The sequence below is a fragment of the Kitasatospora sp. NPDC127067 genome, assembly GCF_042724755.1.
Lineage (GTDB): Bacteria > Actinomycetota > Actinomycetes > Streptomycetales > Streptomycetaceae > Kitasatospora > Kitasatospora lactacystinica.
On record NZ_JBHXEM010000086.1, the window covers coordinates 1 to 25,348 of the forward strand.

General features: G+C 72.4%; 14 protein-coding genes. 12 read left to right on the forward strand and 2 right to left on the reverse strand.

The window, feature by feature from the left end; translation table 11 throughout:
• Window positions 1-139 precede the first annotated feature (139 nt).
• A complete protein-coding gene (locus ACFWJ4_RS28360; RefSeq protein WP_380548594.1) occupies window positions 140-1,630 on the reverse strand; it encodes an MFS transporter in 1,491 nt (496 codons plus the stop codon).
• 208 nt (window positions 1,631-1,838) lie between these two features.
• Between ACFWJ4_RS28360 and ACFWJ4_RS28365 the strand changes: the two genes are divergently transcribed.
• Together ACFWJ4_RS28365 and ACFWJ4_RS28370 are read left to right on the forward strand one after the other, a co-directional pair.
• On the forward strand, window positions 1,839-2,513 hold the full coding sequence (locus ACFWJ4_RS28365; protein WP_380548597.1) for a TetR/AcrR family transcriptional regulator: 675 nt from the start codon (window positions 1,839-1,841) through the stop codon (window positions 2,511-2,513).
• 467 nt (window positions 2,514-2,980) lie between these two features.
• Window positions 2,981-3,706: a helix-turn-helix transcriptional regulator gene (locus ACFWJ4_RS28370; RefSeq protein ID WP_380548648.1), complete on the forward strand. Its 726-nt coding sequence runs from the start codon at window positions 2,981-2,983 to the stop codon at window positions 3,704-3,706.
• Between the two features lie 202 nt (window positions 3,707-3,908).
• Here the strand turns inward: ACFWJ4_RS28370 and ACFWJ4_RS28375 are convergent, their stop codons facing one another.
• Entirely contained in the window at window positions 3,909-5,285 is a 1,377-nt protein-coding gene (locus tag ACFWJ4_RS28375; RefSeq protein WP_380548600.1) for an MFS transporter, read from the reverse strand.
• Between the two features lie 664 nt (window positions 5,286-5,949).
• Here ACFWJ4_RS28375 and ACFWJ4_RS28380 point away from each other — a divergent pair.
• From ACFWJ4_RS28380 to ACFWJ4_RS28425, 10 genes are all read left to right on the forward strand, one after another.
• The gene (locus ACFWJ4_RS28380) at window positions 5,950-11,988 is read left to right on the forward strand and encodes an acyltransferase domain-containing protein (RefSeq protein WP_380548603.1); all 6,039 of its coding nucleotides are present in this window, start codon (window positions 5,950-5,952) and stop codon (window positions 11,986-11,988) included.
• Window positions 11,985-13,811, forward strand: coding sequence for an amino acid adenylation domain-containing protein (locus tag ACFWJ4_RS28385; protein ID WP_380548606.1), 1,827 nt, complete (start codon window positions 11,985-11,987; stop codon window positions 13,809-13,811). Before ACFWJ4_RS28380 ends, ACFWJ4_RS28385 begins: the two co-directional genes overlap by 4 nt.
• 37 nt (window positions 13,812-13,848) lie before the next feature.
• Window positions 13,849-15,633, forward strand: coding sequence for a beta-ketoacyl synthase N-terminal-like domain-containing protein (locus ACFWJ4_RS28390; RefSeq protein ID WP_380548609.1), 1,785 nt, complete (start codon window positions 13,849-13,851; stop codon window positions 15,631-15,633).
• Complete coding sequence (locus ACFWJ4_RS28395) at window positions 15,630-16,871, forward strand: cytochrome P450 (protein WP_380548612.1); 1,242 nt, start codon at window positions 15,630-15,632, stop codon at window positions 16,869-16,871. Before ACFWJ4_RS28390 ends, ACFWJ4_RS28395 begins: the two co-directional genes overlap by 4 nt.
• Window positions 16,868-17,065 carry an MbtH family protein gene (locus ACFWJ4_RS28400; RefSeq protein WP_359906749.1) on the forward strand — a complete coding sequence of 66 codons (198 nt, stop codon included), beginning with the start codon at window positions 16,868-16,870 and terminating at the stop codon, window positions 17,063-17,065. Before ACFWJ4_RS28395 ends, ACFWJ4_RS28400 begins: the two co-directional genes overlap by 4 nt.
• 50 nt (window positions 17,066-17,115) lie before the next feature.
• Complete coding sequence (locus ACFWJ4_RS28405) at window positions 17,116-17,811, forward strand: formyltransferase family protein (RefSeq protein WP_359906746.1); 696 nt, start codon at window positions 17,116-17,118, stop codon at window positions 17,809-17,811.
• Window positions 17,812-18,090: 279 nt separating this feature from the next.
• Window positions 18,091-18,513: an XRE family transcriptional regulator gene (locus ACFWJ4_RS28410; protein WP_380356168.1), complete on the forward strand. Its 423-nt coding sequence runs from the start codon at window positions 18,091-18,093 to the stop codon at window positions 18,511-18,513.
• A gap of 109 nt (window positions 18,514-18,622) precedes the next feature.
• A complete protein-coding gene (locus tag ACFWJ4_RS28415) occupies window positions 18,623-19,138 on the forward strand; it encodes a ParH-like protein (RefSeq protein ID WP_359906740.1) in 516 nt (171 codons plus the stop codon).
• Window positions 19,131-20,354: an MAB_1171c family putative transporter gene (locus tag ACFWJ4_RS28420; RefSeq protein ID WP_380548615.1), complete on the forward strand. Its 1,224-nt coding sequence runs from the start codon at window positions 19,131-19,133 to the stop codon at window positions 20,352-20,354. Before ACFWJ4_RS28415 ends, ACFWJ4_RS28420 begins: the two co-directional genes overlap by 8 nt.
• Before the next feature lie 581 nt (window positions 20,355-20,935).
• A complete protein-coding gene (locus ACFWJ4_RS28425) occupies window positions 20,936-25,348 on the forward strand; it encodes a LamG-like jellyroll fold domain-containing protein (RefSeq protein WP_380548618.1) in 4,413 nt (1,470 codons plus the stop codon).

Genomic DNA, 25,348 nt, shown 5'->3' on the forward strand with positions numbered 1-25,348 from the left:
GCGCCGACCCCCGCGGCGCGCGCCCCGGGCGCGCCGCGCGCCGGGCGGCGGTGCCCCCCCCCCCGGCCTGCGTGCTCCCGGTCGGTGGGTCAGTCGGTCGGTCAGTCGGTCGGTCAGTCGGTCGGTCGGTTCAGCCGGTTCAGTCGGTCACCGGCTCCAGGCCGACCAGGGCGAGCCGGTGCCGGCGGCTGATGTACCAGGCGGCCGCACCGCACAGCAGGGCGAGGGCGGAGACCGCCACCAGGACGGCGGAGGGCGAGGACACCAGGCTCGCCAGCAGCAGCGGCCCCATCAGGCCGCCCAGCCGGTTGAACAGCGAGACCCACCCGGTGGTCCGGCCGCGCCGTTCCGGATCCGCCAGGTCGGCCGCGATCGGGAGGAAGATCGCGGCCATCGAGTTCACTGAGAACAGGGCCGCCACCAGCGCGCCCGCAGCGATCCAGCCCACCTCGGCCACCGCGCCGCTGGCCGTGAGCGCCAGCAGCAGCACCGCGGTGACGGTGGCCAGGCCCGCCGCCATGGAGGTCGGGCCGAAGCGGCGGTAGCCCAGCATCAGCAGCAGGGCGCACGGGATCATCACGATCGCCGCGATGGTGAGCATCAGGTTCGCGGTGTGCACCGGTACGCCGCCGATCCGGGCCAGGCTCGGCACCCAGGTGGTGAGGCCGAAGGTGAGCAGTCCGATCAGGGTGGCGAAGGCGCGCTGGAGGCCGTGGGTGAGGGCCCGTGAGGACCTGGGCAGGTGCTGGACGGCCGACGGTGCGCCCGCGGCCACCGGGGCGGGGGCCGAGGTGCGGTTGGGGACGAAGGGGGTGAGGAGTGCCAGCACGGCACCGGTGGGGGCGCCGATCAGCCACAGGATCCGCCAGCCGAACACCGGTTCCAGCCACAGCGCCGAGCCGGCGGCGACCAGGTAGCCGACCGCGGTGGCGACGACGGAGAGCGCCACCACCACCGATCCGCGGACCTTTCCGCCGACGGTCTCGGTGAGCAGGGTGATCAGCAGCGGGGCGAGGCCGCCGACCGCCACGCCCATGAGGGCGCACATCACCAGGTTGCCCTCGAAGGTGGGCATCGAGCCGCACATGCTGGTGGCGGTGAACCCGAGGGTGGCGATCAGGTAGGAGCTGCGGCGGCCGATCCGGTCGGTGAGCACGCCGAACAGCAGCGCCCCGGTCGCCGTCCCGGTCAGTCCGCAGACCGCCAGCAGGGAGGCCGCGCGGGGATCGAGCCCGTACTCGGCCCGCATGCCGGGGATGACGAAGCCCAGGGTGGAGGTCTTGCTGATGTCGATGGTGAGGGCGGCCGTACCGATGAGAAGAATCAGCAGCCGGCCGCGCCGCCCCGTCCCGGAGTCGGACTCGACGGATTTCGGCCGCCCGCGCAGGGCGGCGCCGGCCACCACGATCAGCAGTCCGGCGAGTGCGGTGAACATCTCCGGCATCTCCGACAGGGCCATGCCGTGCAGCTTCCGCCCGTCGTCGGCCGCCATGTGGGCCATCGGCATCGCGGGATCCATGGCGAAGGAGTGGTGGAAGGCCACTGCGGAGGAGACCAGCACGATCAGGCTGCCCAGGGCGAGGAGCAGTGTGGCGCCGGTGGTCCGGCCGGGGGGTGTGGTGGTGGACAAGAGCGACCTCCGTCGAGCGCTGGTGTGGTGGTCGCGCGACCGGGCGTCGACATTTCTCCTCCGGCCGTCGGCCGCCCCTGGAATGTCGCGCTGAGTGACTGGAAAGCTATGCCCGGCGCCGCGCGGGCCGCTTCTCGCATTGTGCGGGGATCGGAGGGTTGTGGGCGCGAACGTCCCTGGCATAAGGGCGTTTTGCTTGACTGAGGGAATGAGTCCGCGTCGCACGGATCCCGGTGCCCGTCCGGCACTGGTGGACATCGCCGCCCGGTTGCTGGCGGAGGAAGGGCCGCAGGCGCTGTCCGCCCGCCGCATCGCGAGCGAGATCGGCACCTCCACCATGGCCCTGTACACCCACTTCAACGGAATGCGCGGGCTGGTGCGCGCCATGGTTCATGAAGGGTTCACCCGACTCCAGTACTACTTCACCCTGGTGGAGTTCAGTGACGACCCGGTGAGCGACCTGGCGTTGCTGGGTCGTGCGTACCGGTGCAATGCGCTGGCCAACCCTCACCTGTACGCGGTCATGTTCGGGGGTTCCTCGCTGGCCGGGTTCTCGCTGGGCGAGGAGGACCGGCAATACGGCCGTTACACTCTGGCCGGCGTCGCCGAGTGCGCCGCCCGCTGCATCGAGGCGGGCCGGTTCCGCGCGGAGGACGCCGAGTTGGTGGCGCATCAGATGTGGTCCGCGGTGCACGGTCTGGTCGTCCTGGAGCTCGGCGACTACCTGACCGAGCCGTGCGACGCCGATCGCCTGCTGGAGGCGCAGCTGGTGGGGCTGATGGTCGCGGCCGGGGACACCCTGGAGGCCGCGGTCGCATCGGTGGCGGCCTCCGTGGAGCGGCTGTGGGAGGAGGTGGACCCGGCGGCGACCGACTCGGACTGAGGGCGGGGCCGGCGCGATCCGCGGCGAATTCCCGAACGGTACCGCTCCGGGGCCGGACCGGCACATCCGTCACACGAGTACTCCTGAATCACATCCGTCCCGTCCGTGACATCCGCATGCCCCCCTCCGACGCATCTCGTCAATTGCTTCAATAGTTCAAACACATACCGGCCGGTATTCCACCCCTCGACTTTGCCAAATAAACGCGCGAGGAAGTCGTTGAACTTGTCATGTCCGCCTGCTACGGTCATCAGTCGTTATCACGGTGCCACGGTGTGTCACCGTCGCTTAACAGAAGGGAGAGGGGAAACCTCGCGCGCTCCGGTATCCAAGGCCGCCCGCCCCCCTCGGCCGCGTTCCAGGACGCAATACCGGAGCGGAGTTTCCGTCGTCCACCGGTACTGCGAGAATCTGGAGTCATTGTGAAGCCCGCAATCGAAGAGGCCGTGGCCCGAGCCATCGAGGTCATGCACGAGAACATCGGCGAAATACTGACCATAGACGATATGGCGCAGGCTGCCGTATACAGCAAATTCCACTTCTCCCGGGAATTCCAGCGGGTGACCGGGGTCTCACCGAGACGCTTCCTGTCCGCCATCCGCATCGAAGCCGCCAAACGTCTGCTCATCGAGACGGACCTCAGCGTGACCGAGATCAGCCACCGCGTCGGCTACAACAGCGTCGGCACCTTCAGCTCACGGTTCGCCAGCAGCGTCGGCACGTCGCCCACGATGTTCCGCCAGTTACGCGGCTTCACCACCAGCATCGAACTCGAAAGGCGGCGCTGGGCCCGGCCCACTGATCTCGCCACCGTCCGCGGCGAGATCCGGGCCTCCGTCGCCGACGACCTCGGCCGCGTCTTCGTCGGACTCTTCCGCACCCGCATCCCGGAGGGCCGGCCGGCCGCCTGCACCGTCCTCCCCCGCCCCGGCACCTTCCTCCTCGAACACGTGCCGCCCGGGACCTGGTACCTCCTCGCCCACTCCGTCCCCGCCTCCTTCGACGAAGTCCTCACCGGCGAGGTCTCCGTCGGCTCCGTCGGCCCCGTCGAGATCAGGGCGAACGTCCCGCCGAAGCCGCTCGAACTGCGCCTGCGCCCCGTGCACGCCCTCGACCCGCCCGTCCTGCTCGCGCTGCTGGACGTCCGGGCGGCGGCCCTCGCCAGGGACGAAAGGCTCCCCGAGGCCGGCTGAGCCGGCCCCGGGGAGCGGGGCGCACGGCCCGGGGACGGGGCTCCGGGCCCACGGGGGAGAACGGCCGACGCCGGACGGGGGAGAACGGCCGACGCCGGACGGGGGACGGCACGGGGGACGACGGCCGACGCGCCACGGGCTCCCCGGACATGACGAAGGGGCGGCGGCCGGCTCACGCCGGCCACCGCCCCCGGGAGGAGACTCAGGCCCGTCGCCTCACGGCGATGACCGCCGCACCCACCACGCACGCGACGGCGGCGGTGACGTAGGCGAGGTGGTACCCGGCGAGCTGGTCGCCGCTGGTCCCCGCGACCAGGACCATCACCGCCACGCCCGCGCTGGCGCCGATCTGCTGCGTCACGACGTTCACCGCGCCGGCGACGGCGTGCTGCTGCTCCGGGACGCCGGAGAGGCCGGCGGACGTCATCGAGGGGAAGTTCAGCCCCTGGCCGATGCCGCTGACCACCAGACCGGGCATCACGTGCAGCAGGTAGTTCCCGTCCTGCGGCGTGCCCAGCCACAGCCCGGTGCCCACGCCGATCAGGACGAGGCCGACGGCCATCAGCGTCCGCGGGGAGTACGTGGCCAGCAGGCGGCCGGTGGCGAAGTTGGCGGTGAGGAACACCGCCAGGGACATCGGCACCAGGGCGATGCCGGACTCGAAGGGCGAGTAGTGCAGCATCCCCTGCAGGTACAGGGGCGCGAAGAACAGCATCCCGACCGAGCCCATGTACTGGAGGAACGCGGCCAGGCTCGCCTCCCGCACCGAGCCGATCCGGAAGAGGGCGAGCGGAAGCACCGGGTCGGCGGTGCGGTGCTCGCGCACCACGAACAGCACCAGGGAGAGCACCGCGGCGCCGAGCACGATCCACGCCGTGGCGCCGCTGCTGCTCACGCCGACGACGAGCAGGGTGAGGCCGAGCGTGCCCGTGATCGCTCCGGGCAGGTCCAGCCGGCCGCGGTGCCCGACGCCGTCGGGCAGTCCGATGCGCGTCGCGCCCAGCACACCGAGACCCACCAGCACCGAGAACCACAGCACCGAACGCCAGCCGAAGAACTCGGTCAGGACGCCGCCCAGCAGCACCCCGCCGCTGAAGCTCGCGGCGCCGACGGCCGCGTACACCCCGAAGGCCCGGTTGCGCGCCGGACCGGCCGCGAACGTGTCGGTGAGCAGGGCCAGCGCGGCCGGCCCCGACAGGGCGGCGCCGATGCCCTGGACCGCTCTCGCGCCCAGCAGCGTCACGGTGTTGGGGGCCACCGCCCCGACCAGCGCGGAGACGGTGAACAGGGCGACGCCGGCCTCGAACACCCGCCGCCGCCCGATCACGTCGGCCAGTCGGCCGCCCACCAGCAGGAAGCCGGCGAACGTGACGGCGTAGGCGGTCATCACCCACTGGAGCGTGCTCTCGTCCAGGTGGAAGCGCTCCCCCACCGAGGGCAGCGCCGCGTTGAGCACTCCGAGGCCGCTCACGTCCAGGGCCAGCGCCCCGGCCAGGACGCCGAGTGCGAGTCCCGGCCGGCGGACCGGTGAGGCCGCGGCGCCGGTGGTGCCGCCGGTGGTGTCAGTGGTGTCGGTCATGCGGGCCTGCCATGGAAGTCGCGGCCGGTGAGTGCCCGCCCGAGGTGGTCGCTGCGTCCGGGTAAGGAGCTGTTGGCATCGGCTGACGCCCTATCAAATTTGTCAACTGCCATGCGGACAGCTTGCATTGGTCGATCGTCCGCTGTCCACTCCGCCCCGCGCCCGCAGATGGAACTGAACGGTACCGTCCGAGGAGATCGAATCGGACACTTTGGCGATCAAATCTCGCCAGCGCTTCAACCGGCCCGCAAAGTGCGCAATCCTGGAGTCGCTGGACTCTCCGCGCTCAAGGGCGGACGAAAGAAAGCGGCACTGCGAAATCCCGGCAGCGAGATTGCACGACAGATCCACCGGCAAGGCCGCACGGGGGCGGCGAGAATTCCACAGTGAGCCGCTGAATCGCGACCACCCGCGTCACCTCGAAGTTTGCCGTCGTCACCATGCACGGCCGCACCGCACGGCCGGAGCTTCGGGCAGCCCTTCCCCCCTCCCCGCGCGAGGAGCAGTGTTGCCCGATCGCACGCCCATGCATGTCATGTACAGGTCGGATCCAGCATTCGTAGTCGAACTGCCTTGATACGGAATCACTGACGAGCCCCCCTTGTGAACGATCGGTTGTGAAGCTCCACCCGCCCATTTCACCAGCCCTGCTGAGGGAGTCGCCATGCCCCAAGAGCGCGCAGCGCGAGACATATCCGCCGTCACGGATTTCCTGCTAACCCGTTTTGCCGAGCTGTTGGACCTGTCCGCGAACTCGGTGGACCGGTGGGCGCCGATGCACCGGTACGGACTGGACTCGCTGAAATCGGTGAACCTCGCGGCCGCCCTGTCCGAGTTCCTCGGCTGGCAGGTCCCGGCCACCTGGATGTGGCAGTACCCGACCGTCGACGGCCTGGCCCGGGCACTCGTCGAGGGCCCGCGTGCCGCGGAGCCCGCCCCGACCACCCGGCGCCGCACGCCCTCGCACGAGCCCGTCGCGGTCGTGGGCATCGGCTGCCGGTTCCCCGGAGGCCCGGACCCGTCCGCGTTCTGGCGGCTGCTGGTCGAGGGCGGCGACGCCGTCGGACCGGTGCCGGGCGCCCGCCGCGAGCTGCTGAACGACCGGGTGCGCTGGGGCGGGTTCATCGACGGCATCGACCGCTTCGACCCGCTGTTCTTCGGCATCTCGCCCCGCGAGGCCGTCCAGATGGACCCGCAGCAGCGCCTGATCCTGGAGCTGTCCTGGGAGGCGCTGGAGGACGCCGGCATCGCGCCGCACAGCCTGGTCGGCAGTGACACCGGCGTGTTCATGGCCTCCTGTTGGGGCGACTACGCCGCCCTGGCGCACTACCGCGGCCCCGACAGCCAGATCACCCCGCACACCGCGACCGGCATGCACGACGGCATCATCGCCAACCGCGTCTCCTACATCCTCGGCCTGCAGGGCCCCAGCATGGCCATCGACTCCGCCTGCGCGGGCTCGCTGATCTCGGTGCACGTGGGCTGCCAGTCGATCCAGCTGGGCGAGAGCGACCTGGTGCTCGCCGGTGGCGTGAACCTGAGCTTCGTCTCCGACTACTACACCGCCATGGACGCGATGGGCGCACTCGCCCCGGACGGCCGCTGCAAGTCCTTCGACGCCCGCGCCAACGGCTACGTCCGCGGCGAGGGCGCCGGCGTCGTCGTGCTCGCCCCGCTGAGCGTGGCGCTGGAGCGCGACCTGCCGGTGTACTGCCTGATCAAGGGCAGCTCCTCCAACAACGACGGCCTGAGCAACGGCATGACGGCGCCCAACCCCCAGGCGCAGGAGAAGATGCTCCGCACCGCCTGGCAGCGGGCCGGCATCTCCCCGGACCTCGTGGACTACATCGAGTGCCACGGCTCCGCGACGCCGCTCGGCGACCCGATCGAGGCCAACGCCATCGGCGCCGTCCTGGGCGGCGACCGCCCGCAGCCGCTGCGGCTCGGCTCGGTCAAGTCCAACGTCGGCCACCTGGAGGCGGCCGCCGGGATCGTCGGCCTGGTCAAGCTCGCGATGTCGATGCGCAACGGCGTGCTGCCGCCGAGCCTGCACTACACCGCGCCGAACCCGCAGATCCTGTTCGACGAGTACAACCTCACCGTCCAGGACCGGCTGGAGCCGTGGCCGCGGCACTCCGACGCCCGCCGCGGCGGCGTCAGCTCCTTCGGGTTCGGCGGCTCGATCTGCCACGTCGCCGTCGAGGAACTGCCGCGCCCCGAGGCCTCGCTCCTGCTGCTGGCCGCGGACTCCCGCGAGGCGCTGGCCGAGCGGGCCCGGGCGCTGCGCGACGCGACCGACCTGCGCGCGCTCTGTCGCCGCACGCCCGGCGACGGCCCGTTCCGGCTCGCGGCCACCGCCCGCGACATGGCCGAACTCAGGAGCAGCCTCGACGCCTTCGGCAGCGGTGCGCAGTCCCCCGGGCTGAGCGTCGGCGAGCAGGCCGGCCGCCGGCCGCGGGTGGCGTTCCTGTTCTCGGGCAACGGCTCGCAGTGGGTCGGCATGGGCCGGCAACTGCTCGCCGGCCAGCCGGTGTTCCGCCGGTCCATGATGAAGTCCGACAAGCGGATGCGGGAGCTGCTCGGCTTCTCGCTCGTCGAACAGCTGCTGGCCCCCGACGGCCGCCTCGACGACATGGACGTCTTCCAGCCGCTGCTGTTCTCCCTGCAGGTCGCGCTGGCCGAGACCTGGCGCTCGCTGGGGGTGGAGCCGGACGTCGTCGTGGGGCAGAGCGTCGGCGAGTTCGCCGCCTCCCACATCGCCGGCGCCCTCGACTTCGACGACGCCTCCCGCCTGGCCGCCCACCACGGCCGGCTCCTCCAGCTGCTGGCCGTGGGCCGCGGCGAGGGCATCGTGGTGATGACCCCCGCGGACGAGGTCCGGCCGCACCTGACCGGCGGGCTCACCCTCTCCGGCTACAACGGCCTCAACTCCACGCTCGTCACCGGCACTCCGCGAGAGATCGACGACCTCGTCGAGCGGCTGACCGCGGCCGGCGTCACCAACCACCGGGTGCGGATGGGCCACGCCCCGCACTCGGCGCTGGTCGACCACGTCCTCGCCCCGCTGAAGGTCGAGCTCGACGGCATCAGGCCCCGGAGCACCCGCATCCCGATGATCTCGACGGTCACCGGCGAACTCGTCGACGGCGCGGAGCTCGGACCGGACTACTGGGCGGACAACCTGCGCCGGGAGATCCGGGTGGTCGACGCCCTGACGAAGCTGCGCGACCACGACGTCGACGCGGTGATCGAGCTCAGCCCGCACCCCCTCCTGCTCAAGTCGGCCTCGGAGATCCTGCCGGCGACCACCCTGCCCTCGCTGCGGCGCGGCGCCGACGAGGCCTCGACCCTGCTCGGCTCGCTCGGCGCCCTGTACACCGCCGGGCACCCCGTCGCGGCCCACCCCTTCCTGGCCGGCGACCGGGGACGGCACGTCGCGCCGAGCCCGGGCGACGCCGCGGCCGACGGGCAGCTGCACCTGGTGCCCGTCACCGCCCGGACCGCGGGCGCGCTGACCGACACCTGCCGCGAGCTGTCCAACCACGTCGAACGCGACCCCGGCCTGCGGGTCTCCGACCTCGCCTACACCCTCGCCGCCAGGCGCACCCACCACAGCCACCGGATCGCGCTGTTCGCCCGCAACCGGCAGGACGTCCTGGACGGACTCGCCCGGGTCGCCGCCGGGCAGCCGCACCCCGACGTGGTCACGGGCACGGTCTCCGGCAACGCCGACCGGCGGGTGGCGCTGGTGTTCTCCGGCGGCGGCACCCAGTGGGTCGGCATGGGCCGCGAACTGCTGCGCTCCCACGCCGGCTTCCGGGCCTCGATGCACGCCTGCGACACCGCCGTGCGCGCGGCCGGCGGCTTCTCGGTGCTCGACCACCTCGCCGCCCCCGCGGAGGAGGCCCGGTACGAGGAGATGGACTTCCAGCAGCCCGTGCTGTTCGCCCTGCAGGTCTCGCTGGCGAAGGTCTGGCTCGACCTGGGCATCGAGCCGACGGCCGTCGTCGGACACAGCCTGGGCGAGGTCGCGGCCGCCTGCGTGTCCGGCGCGCTGTCGCTGGAGGACGCCGCCCGGGTCGTGGTCTCGCGCTCGCACCTGCTGGAGCGCAAGGCCGCCGAGGGCGCCATGATCTCGGTCGACCTGCCGGAGGAGGAGCTGCAGCCGCGGCTCGCCCCGTACGCCGAGCACGCCGCCGTCGCCGTGGTCAACAGCCCCACCAGCGCGGCGGTCTCCGGCTCGCCCGAGGCCGTCGACGCCCTGGAGGCCGACCTCAAGCGGGACGGCGTCTCGGTCCGGCGGATCCGGGTCGAACGGCCGGTGCACAGCCCCGGCATGGACCCGCTGATCGAGCCGCTGCGCGAGAGCATCGAGGGCATCACCCCGCTGGCGCCGGCCATCCCCTTCCACTCCACGGCGCTGGCCGACACGGTGAACCCGGTCGCCGACGTCGACTACTGGGTGCACAACCTGCGCAACCAGGTCCGGTTCGCCGAGACGATCGGTGCGCTGGTCGACCGGGGCGTCTCCACCTTCATCGAGATCGGCCCGCACGAGACGCTGCGCGGCGCGGTCGAGGAGATCGGGCTGTCCCGCGGCGTCCAGGTGCACGCGATCAACTCCCTGCGGCGCGAGGAGAGCGACGTCCGCTGCCTGCTGGGCGCGGCCGCCTCGCTGTACGTCAGGGGCCTGCCGCTGACCTTCGACCCGCTCTTCGCCGACGACGTCGAACTCGTGGAGACCCCGCTCGTCCAGTGGCAGAAGGAGCGCTACTGGATCGACACCGACACCGAGCCCCGCGGCGCGGCGGCGCCCGCCCCGGCCGTCGGGACCGCGGCCGCGGCCGCGACGGTGGCCGCTCCGGTCGAAGTCCGGCCGGCGGCGGCGCCGGCCACGGCGGACCGGCCGGTGCCGGAGGTCGTCCTCGCCGAACTGGCCGACGCGCTGGGCGTGCCGGTGAGCAGGTTCGACGAGAACGCCGGTCTGCGCGACTTCGGCCTCGACTCGATGCTGGCGATCCGCCTCGTCAACAGGATGCAGGCGGTGCTCGGGCACCGGGTGTCGCCGGTGGTGTTCCTGGACGGGCGCTCCATCGCCGAGGTCGTCGGCCACTTCGTCGGGCTCTCCGGCGGACCGGCCGCGCCCGCCCCGGCGGCACAGGCGCCCCAGGCGCCCGCGGCGGCGGCCCGGCCCGTCCCGGTCCCCGAGGCCGCGCCGAAGCGGTCGTTCCTGGAGGACCTGTCCGAACTGGACGCCGAGGAGCTGGTGGAGGAGCTGGACGCGCGCGGGCTGCTGGAGGCCACCGACGCGCCGGCGCTGGAGCAGCTGCGCGCCGAAGGCCTCGGTCTCGAAGTGGCGCCGGCCTCGCACGGCCAGGCCTCGCTCTGGTTCATGCAGATGGTCGCGCCGGACGCCGTGCCGTACAACTTCATGGTGACCGCCCGGATCCGGACGGCGGTCGACGAGGAGGCCCTGGAGCACGCCGTCCGGGCCGTGCTGGACCGGCACCCCGCTCTGCGCACCGTCTTCGTGGAGGCGGGCGGCAGCCCGTACCAGGTCGTCCTGGACGAGCCGGTGTACGAGTTCCTCGTGGTGGACACCTCCGACCTGGACGACGAGCAGGCCCGCGAGGAGCTGGCCCAGTACGGGCACGAGCCGCTCGACATGGACAACGGGCCGCTGGTGCGGATCGTCCTCATGCGGCGCGGACCGTCCGACCACTACCTGATGGTGCTCGTCCACCACATCGCGTCGGACGCGGCCTCGGCCGACGTCATGATCCGCGAACTCCAGGAGTACTACGACGGCGCCGACCCCGCCCGCAGCGCGCCGGTCGCCCCGTACACCGAGTTCGTCGAGTGGGAGCGGCAGTGGCTGGCCGGTCCGGCGGCGGAGGCGGCCCTGGACTGGTGGTCGCGGAAGCTGGCCGACCCGCCCGCCCACCTCGACCTCTCCAGCAAGGAGCGGCCGCCGGGCGTCACCTACGAGGGCCGCGACATCGCGTTCCGCTGGAGCGCCGAGGAGACCCGCCTGCTGCGGGAGTTCGCGGTGCGCGAGGGCGTGTCGGTGAGCACCGTCGTGCTGGCCGGGTTCTTCGCCACGCTCAACCGCGCGGCCGGGACCGAGGACTCGGTGCTGGCCACCGCCATCGCCCAGCGGTCCGAGCCCGGCTGGGAGTCCGCCATCGGCTACTACCTCAACACCGTGCTGGTGCGGGCGAACCCCTCCGGCGGGCGGAGCTTCCGCGAGCTGCTGAGCGAGGTCCACGCCTTCTCGCTCGGCCTCTTGGAGCACATGAACTACCCGCTCGACCTGCTGGCCTCCCAGCTGAAGCCGCCGCGCGCCGAGGGCCGCTCCCCCTGGTTCGACGTGGTGGTCAACTGGCTGTCCTCGGACGCCTTCCCCCGTTCCGTCAAGCTCTTCCACGGTGTCGGCGAGACCATCGCCCCGGACGGCGCGCTGCCGCTCGAACCGCTCCAGGTGCGCCGGCACCTCGCCAAGTTCGACCTGGAGATCTCGATGGCCGACATCGACGGCAGGGTGGCCGGCCACGTCCAGTTCAAGCCGAGCTACCTGGAGCGGCGGACCGTGACGGCCCTGCTCGCGCTGTACCGCACCGTGCTCTTCGACTCGATCGCCCGACCCGACCAGGCCCTCGGCGACATCGCGCCGACCGGCCTCCCCAAGGAGACGGACAAGTGACCGAAACCCTGCACTCCGAGTTCATCGCCCAGGCGGTCAAGAACCCCGACGCGACCGCGGTCTACTCCGACGCCGGCGTCCTGACCTACGGCGAGCTGAACGAGCGGTCCCGGGTGCTGGCCGAGCGGCTGGTCGCCGACGGCGCGGGCCCCGGCGTCCCGGTCGGCATCTGCGTCGAGCGCACCCCCGACCTGCTCGTCGCCGTCCTGGCGGCCCTGCGCTCCGGATCCTGCTACCTGCCGCTGGACCCGAACTACCCCGCCGACCGGCTGACCTTCATGGTCCAGGACAGCGGGACCCGCCTGCTGCTCACCACGCCCGCGTCCCGGGCCAGTTGCCCGCCCGGGCCGACGGTCGTCGTACTCGGGGACGGCGTGACCACCGAGGCCGGCGCGAAGCCCGTCGCGGTCGTGCCCGAGGACACCGCGTACGTCATCTACACCTCGGGCTCCACCGGCAGGCCCAAGGGCGTGGCCGTCCGTCACTCCGGCGCCGTGGCGATGCTCGCCGAGATGGACCGGGTCCTGGAGGGCTGCGACCTGAGCGGCGTCTCGGCCGCCAGCTCGATCTGCTTCGACCTGTCCGTGATGGAGATCTTCAACGCCCTGTGCCGCGGCGGCGCCGTGGTGCTCGTCGAGAGCGCCGTGCACCTGCCGGAGAGCCGGTACGTGGACCGGGTCACCCACCTGTCCGTCGTCCCGTCGGTGATGAACGGCCTGCTCGACGCCGGCGCCCTGCCCCCGAACGTGCGCTCGATCGTGTTCGGCGGCGAGGCCCTGCGCCGCAAGCTGGTCGACCGGGCCTACCAGGAGACCGGCGCCACCCGGGTGTTCAACGCCTACGGCCCCACCGAGGGCACCGTCTTCTGCTCGTTCGGGCTGGTGCCCGAGGAGGGGACCGACGAGCCGACCATCGGCCCGCCGACCACCACCGACCTGGTCTACGTGCTCGACGACGAGCTGAAGCCGCTGCCGGTCGGCGAGGCCGGCGAGCTCTACCTCGGCGGCGTCGGCCTCGCGCACGGCTACGTCAACCGGCCGCGCACCACCGCCGAGCGGTTCCTGCCGGACCCGTTCCGCAGCGGCGAGCGCATGTACCGCACCGGGGACGTCGTCAAGTTCACCGAGAGCGGCGAACTCCAGTTCCTCGGCCGCTCCGACCACCAGGTCAAGCTGCGCGGCTACCGGATCGAGCTGGAGGAGGTCGAGGCCCGGCTGACCGCCTGCCCCGAGGTCCGGGAGGCCGCCGCCACCGTCCGGGGCAACCGGCTCGTCGGCTACGTCGTGCCCGCGGGCGACGGCGCGCCGCAGGACGGCCCCCGGCTGGACCCCGCGCTCCAGAGCGCCGTCACCGGCAGGCTCGCCGTCGAACTGCCCGACTACATGGTGCCCGCGACGCTCGTGTTCCTGGACGCCCTCCCGCTGGGCCCGGGCGGGAAGCTCGACCGCAACGCGCTGCCCGAGCCGCCGGCCGCCGACACCGACGGGCCGCTGACCGCCGCCACCACGCCGACCGAGATCGCGCTGTCGGAGATCTGGGGCCAGCTGCTCGACCTCGAACCGTCGACCATCGACGTGCAGTCCGCCTTCTACGACCTCGGCGGCGACTCGCTGCTGCTCGTCCGCCTCGCCCGGCTGATGACCCGGCGCTTCGACCGCCGCGTCCGCGTGCCCGACCTCTTCAGCTTCCGCGACATCGCCTCCCTCGCCCGCTGGCTCGACGACGAGTTCGGCGCCACCCCTGAGGTGGTCCAGTCGGCCCGTCAGCGGGCCGGCGCCCGCCGTGCCGCCCTGCGCGGCCGCGGCGGCGCCACCGGCCGCTGAGTCACGCCCCCTACCCGACACGAAGCAGGAGCCTTCCATGACCGACAGCCCCGAGCAGGAGTACGACCCGGGTGACGTGGCCATCATCGGCATGTCCCTGCGGGCACCGGGTGCCCGCACCAAGGAGCAGTTCTGGGACATCCTCGTCAACGGCCGGGAGACCGTGTCCTTCCTGGCCAAGGAGGACATCCACGTCGACGAGACCCTGATCCACAGCCCGTTCTACGTACGGGCCTGCGGCGTGCTCGACACGTACGACAAGTTCGACCCGTCGGTGTTCGGCATCAGCGACCGGATGGCGGCCGCGATGACCCCGGAGAACCGGCTGTTCCTGGAGAGCGCCTGGGAGTCGCTGGAGGACGGCGGCTACGACCCGGACCGGCTCAAGGCCGAGATCGGCATGTACGGCGCCAACAACCCGCAGACCGCCGCGCTCTACAGCTCCCCGCCGGACCGGGTGTCGGTCGGCCCCGAGGCGATCGAGGCCAGCCTGGCGTGGTCGCCGGACACCATGACCTCCAACGCGCTGTACTACATGGGCCTCACCGGCGAGGCCGTCACCGTCGCCGCCGTCTGTGCGGGCTTCCACTACTCGGTGCACCTGGCCTGCCAGTCGCTGCTGCTGGGCCAGAGCGACATGGCGATCGCCGGCGGCTCGATGGTCCGCCTGCCGCACCCCCGCGGTCACCTCTGGGAGGAGAACCGCATCCTGTCGAAGGACGGCCACTGCCGCCCGTTCGACGCCAACGGCACCGGCACCGCGCTGTCCAGCGGCGTGGTCACCGTGCTGCTGAAGCCGCTGGGCCAGGCCGTCGCCGACCGCGACCACGTCTACGCCGTGGTCCGGGGCTCGGCCGTCAACAACAACGGCGTCAGCGCGATGGCCTACGGCCTGGCCCAGCCCGAGCGGCTGAGCGCCTGCATCGCCGCCGCCATGGAGGTCGGCGGCGTCACCCCGGACACCGTGTCCATGTACGAGGCCAACGGCCTCGGCCTGCCGATGACCGACGAGCTCGAAGTGCACGCGGCGACCATGGCGTTCGGGAAGCAGACCGCGACCACCTCGATCGGCGGGGTCAAGGGCAACGTGGGCCACGGCGGCGTGGTCTCGGGCGGCTTCGGCGCGATCAAGGCCGCGCTGTCGCTGTACCACAAGACGCTCCCGGCGACGATCAACCTGACGGAGGTCAACCAGGACCTCGACTTCCCCAGCACCCCCTTCGTGCCGCAGATCGAGGGCGCGGCCTGGGAGCCGGAGGCCGGCATCCGCCGCGCGGGCATCACCTCGATCGGCGGCGGCGGCTACAACGCCCACCTGCTGCTGGAGGAGGCGCCGGCGCCCGCCGAGCGCGCTCCCGAGGAGGAGGGCCGGCCGCGGCTGGCCACCCTGTCCGCCCTGGACGACGACGCGCTGGGCCGCCAGCGCACCCGCCTCAAGGAGTGGCTGGAGGCGAACCCCGGCCTGCGCCTGGACGACGTCTGCTTCACCCTCAACCTCGGCCGCAAGGTGATGGCCCGCCGGTGGGCGGCCGTGGTCCGCAGCCGCGAGGAGCTGATCGCGGCGCTGTCCGACGACGCCGCCCGCGGCGCGGCCACCACGACCGCCGCCGCCCCGCGGACCGACCCGGGCGCCTTCTCGCGCAACGACAGCGGGATCGTGCCGGCGGGCCGGGACCACGAGGCGCTGTCCGACCTGGCCGCCGCCTGGGTGACCGGCCAGCAGGTGGACTTCGACGCCCTGCACCTCGGGGAGGCCGGCCGCCGCGTGCCGCTGCCCACCTACCCCTTCCAGCCCCGCCGGTTCTGGCGTACGGACTGGTGAGCATGAGCACACCGGCACTGGACACCTTGGACCTGGGAGACCCGGCCACCTTCGCGGACCACGACCTCGTCGGGTTCTGGCGCACCCTGCGGGACACCGCACCGATGCACTGGAACCCGCCGGTCGGCGGCCGCCGGGGGTTCTGGGTGCTCTCCCGCTACGACGACATCATGGCCACCTACCGGGACAACGTGAACTTCACGTCCCAGCGCGGCAACGTGCTCGTCACCCTCCTGGAGGGCGGCGACGCCGGGGCCGGCCGGATGCTGGCCGTCACCGACGGACCCCGGCACCTGGAGCTGCGCAAGATCCTCCAGCGGGTGCTCTCGCCGAGGGTGCTCGACGAGGTCGCGCAGACCGTCCGGGTCAACACCCGGCAGTGGATCCGCGAGGCGGTCGAGTCCGGCGGCTGCGACTTCGCGGAGCAGATCGCCAGCCGGATCCCGATGACCACGATCTCGAACCTGCTCGGCGTGCCCGAGCGGGACCGGGACTACCTGCTCTCCCTGACCAAGACCGCGCTCTCGGCGGACGACGAGGACGTCGACGAGGTCGACTCCGAGATGGCCCGCAACGAGATCCTGATGTACTTCATGGACATCGTCGAGGAGCGGCGCGAGTCACCGGGCGAGGACGTCATCAGCATGCTGATCGGCAGCGCCATCGACGGGGTGCCGCTGACCGACGAGGACGTCGTGCTGAACTGCTACAGCCTGATCATCGGGGGCGACGAGACCAGCCGGCTGACGATGATCGACTGCGTCCGCACCCTCGCGGCCCAGCCCGAGCAGTGGCGGCGGCTCAAGCAGGGCGAGGTCGCCGTCGAGACCGCTGTGGACGAGGTGCTGCGCTGGGCCTCGCCCACCATGCACTTCGGGCGCAGCGTCGAGCGGGAGACCGAACTGCACGGCGTGCGGCTGCGGAAGGGCGACATCGTCACCCTGTGGCACGCCTCCGGCAACCGCGACGAGCGGGTCTTCGCGCGGCCCGAGGAGTTCGACCTCGGCCGCACCCCCAACAAGCACCTGGCCTTCGGCTACGGCCCGCACTTCTGCGTCGGCTCGTACCTGGCCAAGGTGGAGATCGCCGAACTGCTCAAGGCCCTGCGGGACTTCACCGTCGGCTTCGAGCAGACCGACGAGGCGCTGCCCATCCGGTCCAACTTCCTGACCGGGTTCTCCACCATGCCGGTGCGCTTCGATCCCGATCACTCCGGACTGAAAGAGGTCGACCGATGAGCGGCAACCCCTTCGACGGCGGAGAGGGCGACTGGCTGGTCGTCGTGAACGCCGACGAGCAGTACGCGCTGTGGCGGCCGCACCTGGCCGTCCCGGACGGCTGGCGGATCGTCCACTCCTGCCCGGACCGTGAGGGTGCCCTCGACTACGTCGAGCAGCACTTCACCACCGCGGTGGGAACGCCGGCGGCCTGACGGCGACCCGACGGCGACCACCACCCGAACCAGCGACCGCAGGAGTGCGGATGAACATCTACATGTCAGGACAAGGGGCGTTCGCGGTTCAGGTCGCGGAAGCCCTCCTGGACAACGGTCACAAGATCGTCGGCGCGGCCGCGCCCCGGCTGCGCAAGGGCAAGTCCGACGAGAGCGACGCGATGGCCTGGGACCGCCTGCGCGCCTGGGCGTTCCCCCGGGACATCCCCTGGACGGACTCGGCCGAACTGCGCGCGATGCACATCCCGGACGGGGTGGACATCATCGTCGCCGCGCACTCGCACGCCTTCCTCGGCCGCAACACGCGCGCCAGGGCCACCGTCGCCACCATCGGGTACCACCCCAGCCTGCTGCCGCTGCACCGCGGCCGGGACGCGATCCGATGGACCATCCGCGACGGCGACAAGGTGACGGGCGGGAGCGTCTACCACCTCACCGAACGCACCGACGGCGGCCCGCTCGCCGCCCAGGAGCACCTGTTCGTGCCCCCGGGCTCGACCGCGCAGAGCCTGTGGCGCGACCACCTGGCTCCGCTGGGCGTGCGACTGCTGCTGAAGGTGGTCGCCGACCTCGCCGCGGACCGGCGGATCGAGGTCCCCCAGGACGAGAAGCTGGCGACCTGGGAACCCGCGATGGACACCCAGCCGCTGTTCAAGCCGGAACTGATCGCCCTGCCCGGCAACACCCGGGTCGACAGCAACAAGTGGGCGCTGCACGAGGGGTGACGACCGGGCCCGACGACCGGACGGGATCGATCCGGTCGACCCAGCAGGTGCCCCCGGGTGTTCGGCACTCCGGGGGCACCTGCCGCGGCGTCTTCCACCGCTGCCGCCGTCCCGCGCGCGACACCCCCTCCCGCCCGGGAGGGGGCCGGGAAACGGCACGGCCCGACACCGGCGCCGTGCCCGAAGCTACGATGGTTCCCCGGCGGCCGACCCCGTGCAACCAGCGCCGCCCGAACCGGCAGTGGTGGCGCAGGAGGCCAGGTGGCGCAGGAGGCGGAGATGGCGGGAGCCGGGGCGAGTTCGCTCGCCGAGAAGATCGAGACGCTGTTCCGCACGGTCCGGCGCCCCAACCGGGAGCAGTACAGCAACGAGGACGTGGCGCGCGCCTGCCGCGAGGCCACCGGCGAGACCTTCTCGGCCACCTACCTGTGGCAGCTGCGCACCGGCAGGCGCGACAACCCGACCAAACGTCACCTGGAAGCCCTGGCACGGTTCTTCCAGGTCTCGCCCGCCTACTTCTTCGACGACCGCTCCGAGGAGATCCTCGCCGAACTCGCCCTCCTGGAGGCGCTGCGGGACGCCGGCGTCCGGAACATGGCACTGCGGGCGGTGGAACTCTCGCCCGAAGCCCTGGACACGGTCTCCGATGTGATCGAGACTATCGCTCGCCGGGAGGCTGCCAGGGGCAAGCCCTCCCGGTGAGCACGACGCGGTGCCACCGGGAGGCACCCCGCGACGGCTGACCGGCCACGCCGGCCCCGGCGGACAGGTGAGGCGCGCATTGCGGTGGATCCGACGGCACGGCGGACTGATGCGGCGCTGCCGCGCGATCAGCGACTCGCTCGAACTCCCCGACCCGTTCGACGCCGCCGAGCTCGTCGCCCGCCTCGCCCGCGACCGCGGCCGGCCCATCGACCTGATCGCCGTACCCGCACGGCCCGGGGCGCCGTGCGGACTGCTGGTGACGACCGGTCAGGCCGACTACATCGTCTACGCCGAGGACACCAGCGAGGTGCACCGCCAGCACATCCTGGTGCACGAGTACGCCCACCTCCTGCTGGGCCACACCGACGGCACCCCGGCCGACCCGGGACTCACCCGCGGCCTGCTGCCGCACCTCTCCCCGGCACTGATCGGGAAGGTCCTGGGACGCACCGTCTACCTCGAACCGCAGGAGCAGGAGGCCGAATTGCTCGCCTCGCTGATCCTCAAGCGCGCCCTGCTGCCCGGCGGCCGGCCGTCCGGCGCGGAGCCCCGCGACGCCGAGTGGGCGCACCGGCTCTCCCCCCTGCTGGGCACCCGCCGCCCGACCGGCCCGCATGACTGACCCCGTCCTCGCCCTCGCCGCGGCCTTCCTGCTCGGCCTGGGCACCTACCGCTTCCTCGCGGGCCGGCGCCGCGGCCGCTCGCCGGCCCTGCTCTTCACCTGCTGCTTCGCCTGGTGCTTCGGCGCCTTCCTGGCGCTGACGGCCGCCCGGGCCAGGGTGGACATCGACCACGGAACCGGCCTGGCGGGCCTGTCCGGCATGCTCACCGACCACCTCCGGACGGGCTCCGCCGGATTCCTCGCACTGACCGCCGTCGCGCTGCGCCGCCCCGAGGCCGACGCCCGCGCGCTGCGCCGCCGCTGCGTCGGCACCGCCCTCGCGGTCCTCGCCGCGACCGTCCTGTTCCTGCTCGCCCGGCCCCGGGAGGACGGCGGCCAACTGGTGGCCACCGGCGCCCTCGGCCCCGTGGCGCTGGCCGGCTACGACCTGGTCATCACCGGCTACGTGGCCGGCTGCCTGGTCACCCTGCTGCGCCGGACGACGCACTGGACCCGCCGGGCCGACGACACGGCCCTGCGCACGGCGCTCGGCCTGGTCACCCTCACCACCGCCGTCGGCCTGATCTGGGCCGCCTGGGGCCTCGACGACGTCCTCGGCGCCCTGCGCACGGGCCGTCAGCTGACCACCGAGGACCCCGTCTCGCTGGCGCTCGGACGCGTGTGCGCGATCCTGCTGCTGGCCGGCGCCACCACGCTGCTGTGGGCGCGCGCCGGGCGCGCCGCCCGGCGGTGGCGGGCCGCGTACCGCGGCTACCGGTCGCTCGGGCCGCTGTGGCGGGCCCTGCACGCGGCCTTCCCGCAGATCGCCCTCAGCACGGGCCGGATCACCAGCGGCCGGGTCACCGCCGGCCGGATGCCTCCCGCCGACGCCGAACTCGCCCTCTACCGCCGGGTCATCGAGATCCGGGACGGGCTGCTGATCCTGCGCCGCTACCGCACGGCCGAGGACTCCTCCGCCGATGCCGACACCGACGCCGCCGCGCGGGCCGAGGCCGTCCGGATCGCCGCCGCCCTTCACCGCGCCCGCACCCGGGCTCCCGACGGCCCCCTCCGCAGCGGCCCGCCGCCGGCCGAACCGCACCTGCCGCACACCGGCGGCATGGAGGCCGAGACCCGCTGGCTGGGGCAGATCGCCCGGGCGCTGCGGACCCTGCCGCCGCTGCCGGCCGGCCCGGCGGCGGACCGGAGCCCGGACGCGGCGCCTTCCGCTCCTTAATCGGCTTTTCCCGGAACCCGATTCGGCATTTCCGATTCACCGACCTGACGACAACTTGACCGCAACAAGGCCGAGTTATTCCGCCGAAGAAATCTGACGAACAGCCAGGCGGAAAGAGTGGAAATGTCCCGAGGACCGCTCCCCCTCGGTCGCGACGCGCCCGGGAACCGTTCACCCCCGCACCGGCGTCCCGCTTCCGGGGCACGTCGGTGACCGACCGTGGCCCCCGCTGCCGCCCGGACCGCGTCGCCTCCATCCGTGACACCCCGGGTGACCAGCACCGACAACCAGGGGATGGGATGCCCGCCACTCGCCGCGGCGCCGCCTCGAAGCTGTCGGTCACCGTTCGCCGCCGCCACCCGGAGGCGAGAACACTCCGCGACAGCGCTCCGGGCATGTGACTTCCGCCACAGCACATCAAGTGGTTTGTCCGGTTTTACCTGCGCTGCTCCCCTTCTGACGACGCATCGACACGGGCGTGCGTCCGCGCGGTTTTCTCATGAACCTTTGACACCTGATTAAGCGTCCATAAAGATCCGCTCAAACTTCGCCCACATATCGGAAGTCGGAGCTTACGCACAGTGAGAACAGCAGCAAGACGGTCGGGCAGTCTGCTCGCCGCGGCACTCGCCGCGGTCGCCCTGACCGCGACCGCGGTGGTGCCGGCCGCCGCCGCGACCGGCGGAACGCCACCGCCCGGCCTGACGGGCTCCCAGGACACCGCCGAGAGCCTGGCCGTCAAGGAGGCCACCCACAGCGGCAAGCCGGTCGAGGTGCTCGCCAAGCGCAGTGAGACCAGTGACACCGTCGCCCAGCCCGACGGCAAGCTGAAGACCACCACCTACGTCCAGCCCAAGCGGGTGCGCAAGAACGGCGCCTGGGTGGACCTCGACCCGACGCTGCAGTCGCTGCCCGGCGGCGCCGTCGCCCCCAAGGGGTCCACCGCCGACCTGCGGTTCTCCGGCGGCGGCAGCGAACCGCTGGTCACGATGGCCCGGGCCGGCAAGGAGCTGAAGCTCAGCTGGCCGAAGCCGCTGCCCAAGCCGACGGTCAACGGCGCGACCGCCGAGTACGCGTCGATCCTGCCGGACGTGGACCTGCGGCTGTCCGCCACCAGGACCGGGTTCACCCAGGTCATCGTGGTGCACACCGCCGAGGCCGCCAAGAACCCCGAGCTGGACCAGCTCCGGCTCGGCCTGCAGGGCACCGGCCTGACGGTCAGCCAGGAGGCGGACGGCACGCTCAAGGCGAAGGACCCGTCCGGCGGCGGCACCGTCTTCGAGGCGCCCGTCCCGGTGATGTGGGACTCCTCCAAGCCGGCCGCCGTCACGCCGGACGCCCCGGCGACCACCACGCCGAACGCCCCGGCAAACGCCCCGGCCGCCGCCCCGAAGACGTTCAAGGCCGCCCCGCAGGCGGCACCGCAGGCCGAGGCCCCCGCCGCGGCCCCCGCCCCGGGCGCTCCCGCCGCCGGTCGGAACGACCTCGCCGCCGCCGGCTACGGCGACCTGCCCGGCGAGGGCGCCAAGATGACCCGGCTCAAGGTCGACCTGCCCAAGGACGGCCTGGTGCTGTCGCCCGACCAGGGCATGCTGGACGCCCCGGACACCGTCTACCCGGTGATGATCGACCCGGCGTGGAACACCCCGCACGCCGGTGACTGGGCGGGCGTCTCGCGCAGCTACCCGAACCAGGCGTACTGGCACTTCACGTACAACAGCAGCTACGTCCACGACTGGGGCGTCGGCTACTGCGGCGACACCTCGCGGTGCGCGCCGACCGACGTGAAGCGGGCCTTCTTCCAGGTCTCCAACCCGTTCGTCGGCAAGCAGATCCTCAGCGCCACCTTCGGCACCTACGAGAGCTGGTCGTACTCCTGCGACGCCCGGCCCGTCGAGCTGTGGAACACCGGCTACATCTCCCCCGGCCTGAACTGGAACGGCCAGAACGCCTCCGGGTTCTGGAGCCGCTACCTGCAGACCATCAACACCGCGAAGGGCTGGAGCGGCAGCTGCCCCGGCGGCTGGCTGGAGTACGGCCAGGACGGCGCGGTGCGCAACCTGGTCCAGGACGCCGCCAACTGGGGCTGGCCGACCATCAGTTTCGGCCTGAAGGCCCAGAACGAGGGCGACACCCTCGCCTGGAAGCGCTTCACCGACGACGCCTACCTGTCGGTGTACTACAACCTGCGGCCCAACCAGATCCCGATGTCCGACATGACGATGTCGCCGGGCTCGGTCTGCCAGTACCCGGGCATCAAGATCAACAAGATGCCGCAGGTCACCACCCGGGCGAGCGACCCGGACGGCGAGGCCATCGGCGTGCAGTTCGCGGTCGGCTGGGACGACGGCAGCGGCCTGCGCCGCCGCTGGTGGTCCACCGGCTCGGAGGACGCCGCACCGGGGTGGGACACCTTCAAGGCCTCCGGCTCGATGTTCTCCTGGCCGCTGCCCACCGGCCTGCCGCAGAACCTCCAGCTCGACTGGGAGGCCCGCGCCTGGGACGGCGCGCAGTGGGGGCCGTGGTCCTCCGACGGTGACCCGACCGGCTGCTACTTCATCGTCGACACCTCCGCACCGGACGGCCCGGCGATCACCTCGGACGCCTACCCGGGCTCCAAGGACGCCACCGCCGCGCTCCCCTGGACCGACGGCGTCGGCAAGAACGGCTACTTCACCCTGAAGTCGGCCGCGACCGACGTGGTCAAGTACCAGTGGGGCCTGGACACCTCGCCGTCCGCGGCCAACGAGATCGCCACCGGCGGCGGCGCCGGACAGACCGTCCGCGTCCAGCCGCAGACCGCCGGCGTGCACTTCCTCTCCGCCCGGGCCGTCGACGGCGCGGGCAACGCCTCGCAGCCCGAGACGTACTACTTCAACGTGCTCTCCGGCCAGACCCAGCGCACCGGCTGGTCGATGGACGACGCCGCCGGCGGCACCTCCGTCGCCGGCACCGGCGGCAGCTTCGAGGCCACCCTCGGCTCCGGCACCACCCCCGGGGCGCCCGGCCACCTCGCCGAGGGCCTCGCCTTCGACGGCACCGCCAACGGCTACGCCGAGACCCAGGGCACGGTGCTGAACACCACCCGCGGCTTCGCCGTCTCCGCCTGGGTCAACCTCGCCGAGAACACCCGCAACCGGGTCGCCGTCAGTGAGAACGGCAACTCCGCGGCCCGCTTCGCCCTCGGTACCTTCGGCGGCAAGTGGACCATGTGGACGTCCAGTCGGGACAACCCCACCGACTACGCCCTCGAAGCGGCGAGCTCCGACGCCCCCGTGGTGCTCGGCCAGTGGACCCACCTGGTCGGCGTCTACGACCCGGTGGCGAAGACCAGCACCCTGTACGTCAACGGCGTGCCCGGCACCCCGGTGAACGTGGTCGCCAACTGGGACGTCCACGGCGCGCTGGAGTTCGGCCGCTCCAAGTACTTCGGCAACTGGACCGACCCGTGGAAGGGCTCGGTCGACGAGGTCCGGCTCTGGGACCGCTCCCTGAGCAAGGCCGAGGCCGCCGACGTCGCCGCCGACAAGCAGCTCGCCACCGGCCTGCCCGCCACCTCGGTCTGGCACCTCGACGGCGCCTCCGCCAAGCCGGTCGGCACCGCCGAGACCGACAACCTGACCGCCTACAGCGGCGTCGCACTCGGCCGGCCCGGCATCGCCGACAAGGCGATCCACCTGGACGGCGTCGACGACTACCTGCGCGGCACCCGCCCGCAGGTCGACGGCAGCCGGGACTTCTCGGTCTCCGCGTGGGTCAAGCTGCCCGCGCCGACCCCCGGTGACACCACCGCGAAGATCGCCGTCACCCAGATCGGCCAGCACAACAGCGAGTTCTCGCTGTACTACTCCACCTACTGGAAGCGCTGGGCCTTCGGCCGCTACAAGGAGGACACCTCCGCCGACACCCTGGTCCGCACCTGGCAGCCCGACTGCACCCCGGGCACCCAGATCAACGGCGCGCCCTGCTTCGCCGGCACCACCGGCGAGTGGACCCACCTGCTGGGCGTCTCCGACACCGCCGCCAAGAAGCTGCGCTTCTACATCAACGGCTTCCTGGTCGGCGAGTCCGACTACACCCAGAACGCGCCGTGGGCCAACCCCGGCCCGCTGCAGATCGGTGCCGTCAACCGCGAGGGCGCCAACGGCGAGTTCTTCGGCGGCGACATCGACGACGTGCGCCTCTACGACCGCGTCGTCACCGGCCCCGAGGCGAGCGCGATGGTCCAGCAGCGCCCGCAGCTGGCCGGCCGCTGGAAGCTCTCCTCGGCCACCGGCACCCCGGCCGTCACCCCGGACGAGGGCCCGGCCAAGGCCGGCGCCCAGCTCGGCGGCGGCGCCTCGATCAAGGCCGACGGCGGCGTGCTGCCCGCCCCCGGCACCCTGCTGCTGGACGGCTCCACCGGCTACGCGGCCACCGGCTCCGTCCCGCTGCACACCGGCCAGAGCTTCACCCTGGCCGGCTGGGCGAACACCGCGGGCGTCCCGACCCGGGACATGACGGTGCTGTCCGTCGCCGGCGCCAACAACAGCGCGGTCACCCTGCGCTGGCACGCCCTGGGCAAGGACGCCAACGGCCAGCCCACCGGCCAGTGGCAGGCCGAGGTGCGCGACTCCGACGCCACCGGCGCGGTCCGCACCCTGACCGCCCACACCCCGGCCACCTCCGTCCTGGAGAACTGGACGCACCTGGCGGTCAGTTACGACGCCTTCGCGGACCGGCTCGCCCTGTACGTCGGCGGCCAGATCGAGAACCAGGGCTGCCCGGACGGTTCGACCGGCTGCACCCCGCACATCTCCTGGACCGGCGCCCCGCAGCCCTACGAGGCGACGGGCGGCGTGCAGTTCGGCCGCAACCGGGCGGCCGGCGCGTGGGGCGAGTACTTCTCCGGTGAGCTGGACGACGTCTGGCTGTACCAGGGCGTACTGAGCCCCGCGCAGATCACCAAGCTCGCCGACTACAACGTCGAGCTGAACACCTCCACCGGGGTCTGA

Bases quoted from the DNA above. Each gene is read 5' to 3' on its own strand.
- ACFWJ4_RS28375 (WP_380548600.1), bottom strand. From the start codon at position 5,285: ATGACCGACACCACTGACACCACCGGCGGCACCACCGGCGCCGCGGCC.
- ACFWJ4_RS28415 (WP_359906740.1), top strand. From the start codon at position 18,623: ATGCGGCGCTGCCGCGCGATCAGCGACTCGCTCGAACTCCCCGACCCG.
- ACFWJ4_RS28390 (WP_380548609.1), top strand. From the start codon at position 13,849: ATGACCGACAGCCCCGAGCAGGAGTACGACCCGGGTGACGTGGCCATC.
- ACFWJ4_RS28370 (WP_380548648.1), top strand. From the start codon at position 2,981: ATGCACGAGAACATCGGCGAAATACTGACCATAGACGATATGGCGCAG.
- ACFWJ4_RS28420 (WP_380548615.1), top strand. From the start codon at position 19,131: ATGACTGACCCCGTCCTCGCCCTCGCCGCGGCCTTCCTGCTCGGCCTG.
- ACFWJ4_RS28400 (WP_359906749.1), top strand. From the start codon at position 16,868: ATGAGCGGCAACCCCTTCGACGGCGGAGAGGGCGACTGGCTGGTCGTC.
- ACFWJ4_RS28380 (WP_380548603.1), top strand. From the start codon at position 5,950: ATGCCCCAAGAGCGCGCAGCGCGAGACATATCCGCCGTCACGGATTTC.
- ACFWJ4_RS28405 (WP_359906746.1), top strand. From the start codon at position 17,116: ATGAACATCTACATGTCAGGACAAGGGGCGTTCGCGGTTCAGGTCGCG.
- ACFWJ4_RS28365 (WP_380548597.1), top strand. From the start codon at position 1,839: ATGAGTCCGCGTCGCACGGATCCCGGTGCCCGTCCGGCACTGGTGGAC.
- ACFWJ4_RS28410 (WP_380356168.1), top strand. From the start codon at position 18,091: ATGGCGGGAGCCGGGGCGAGTTCGCTCGCCGAGAAGATCGAGACGCTG.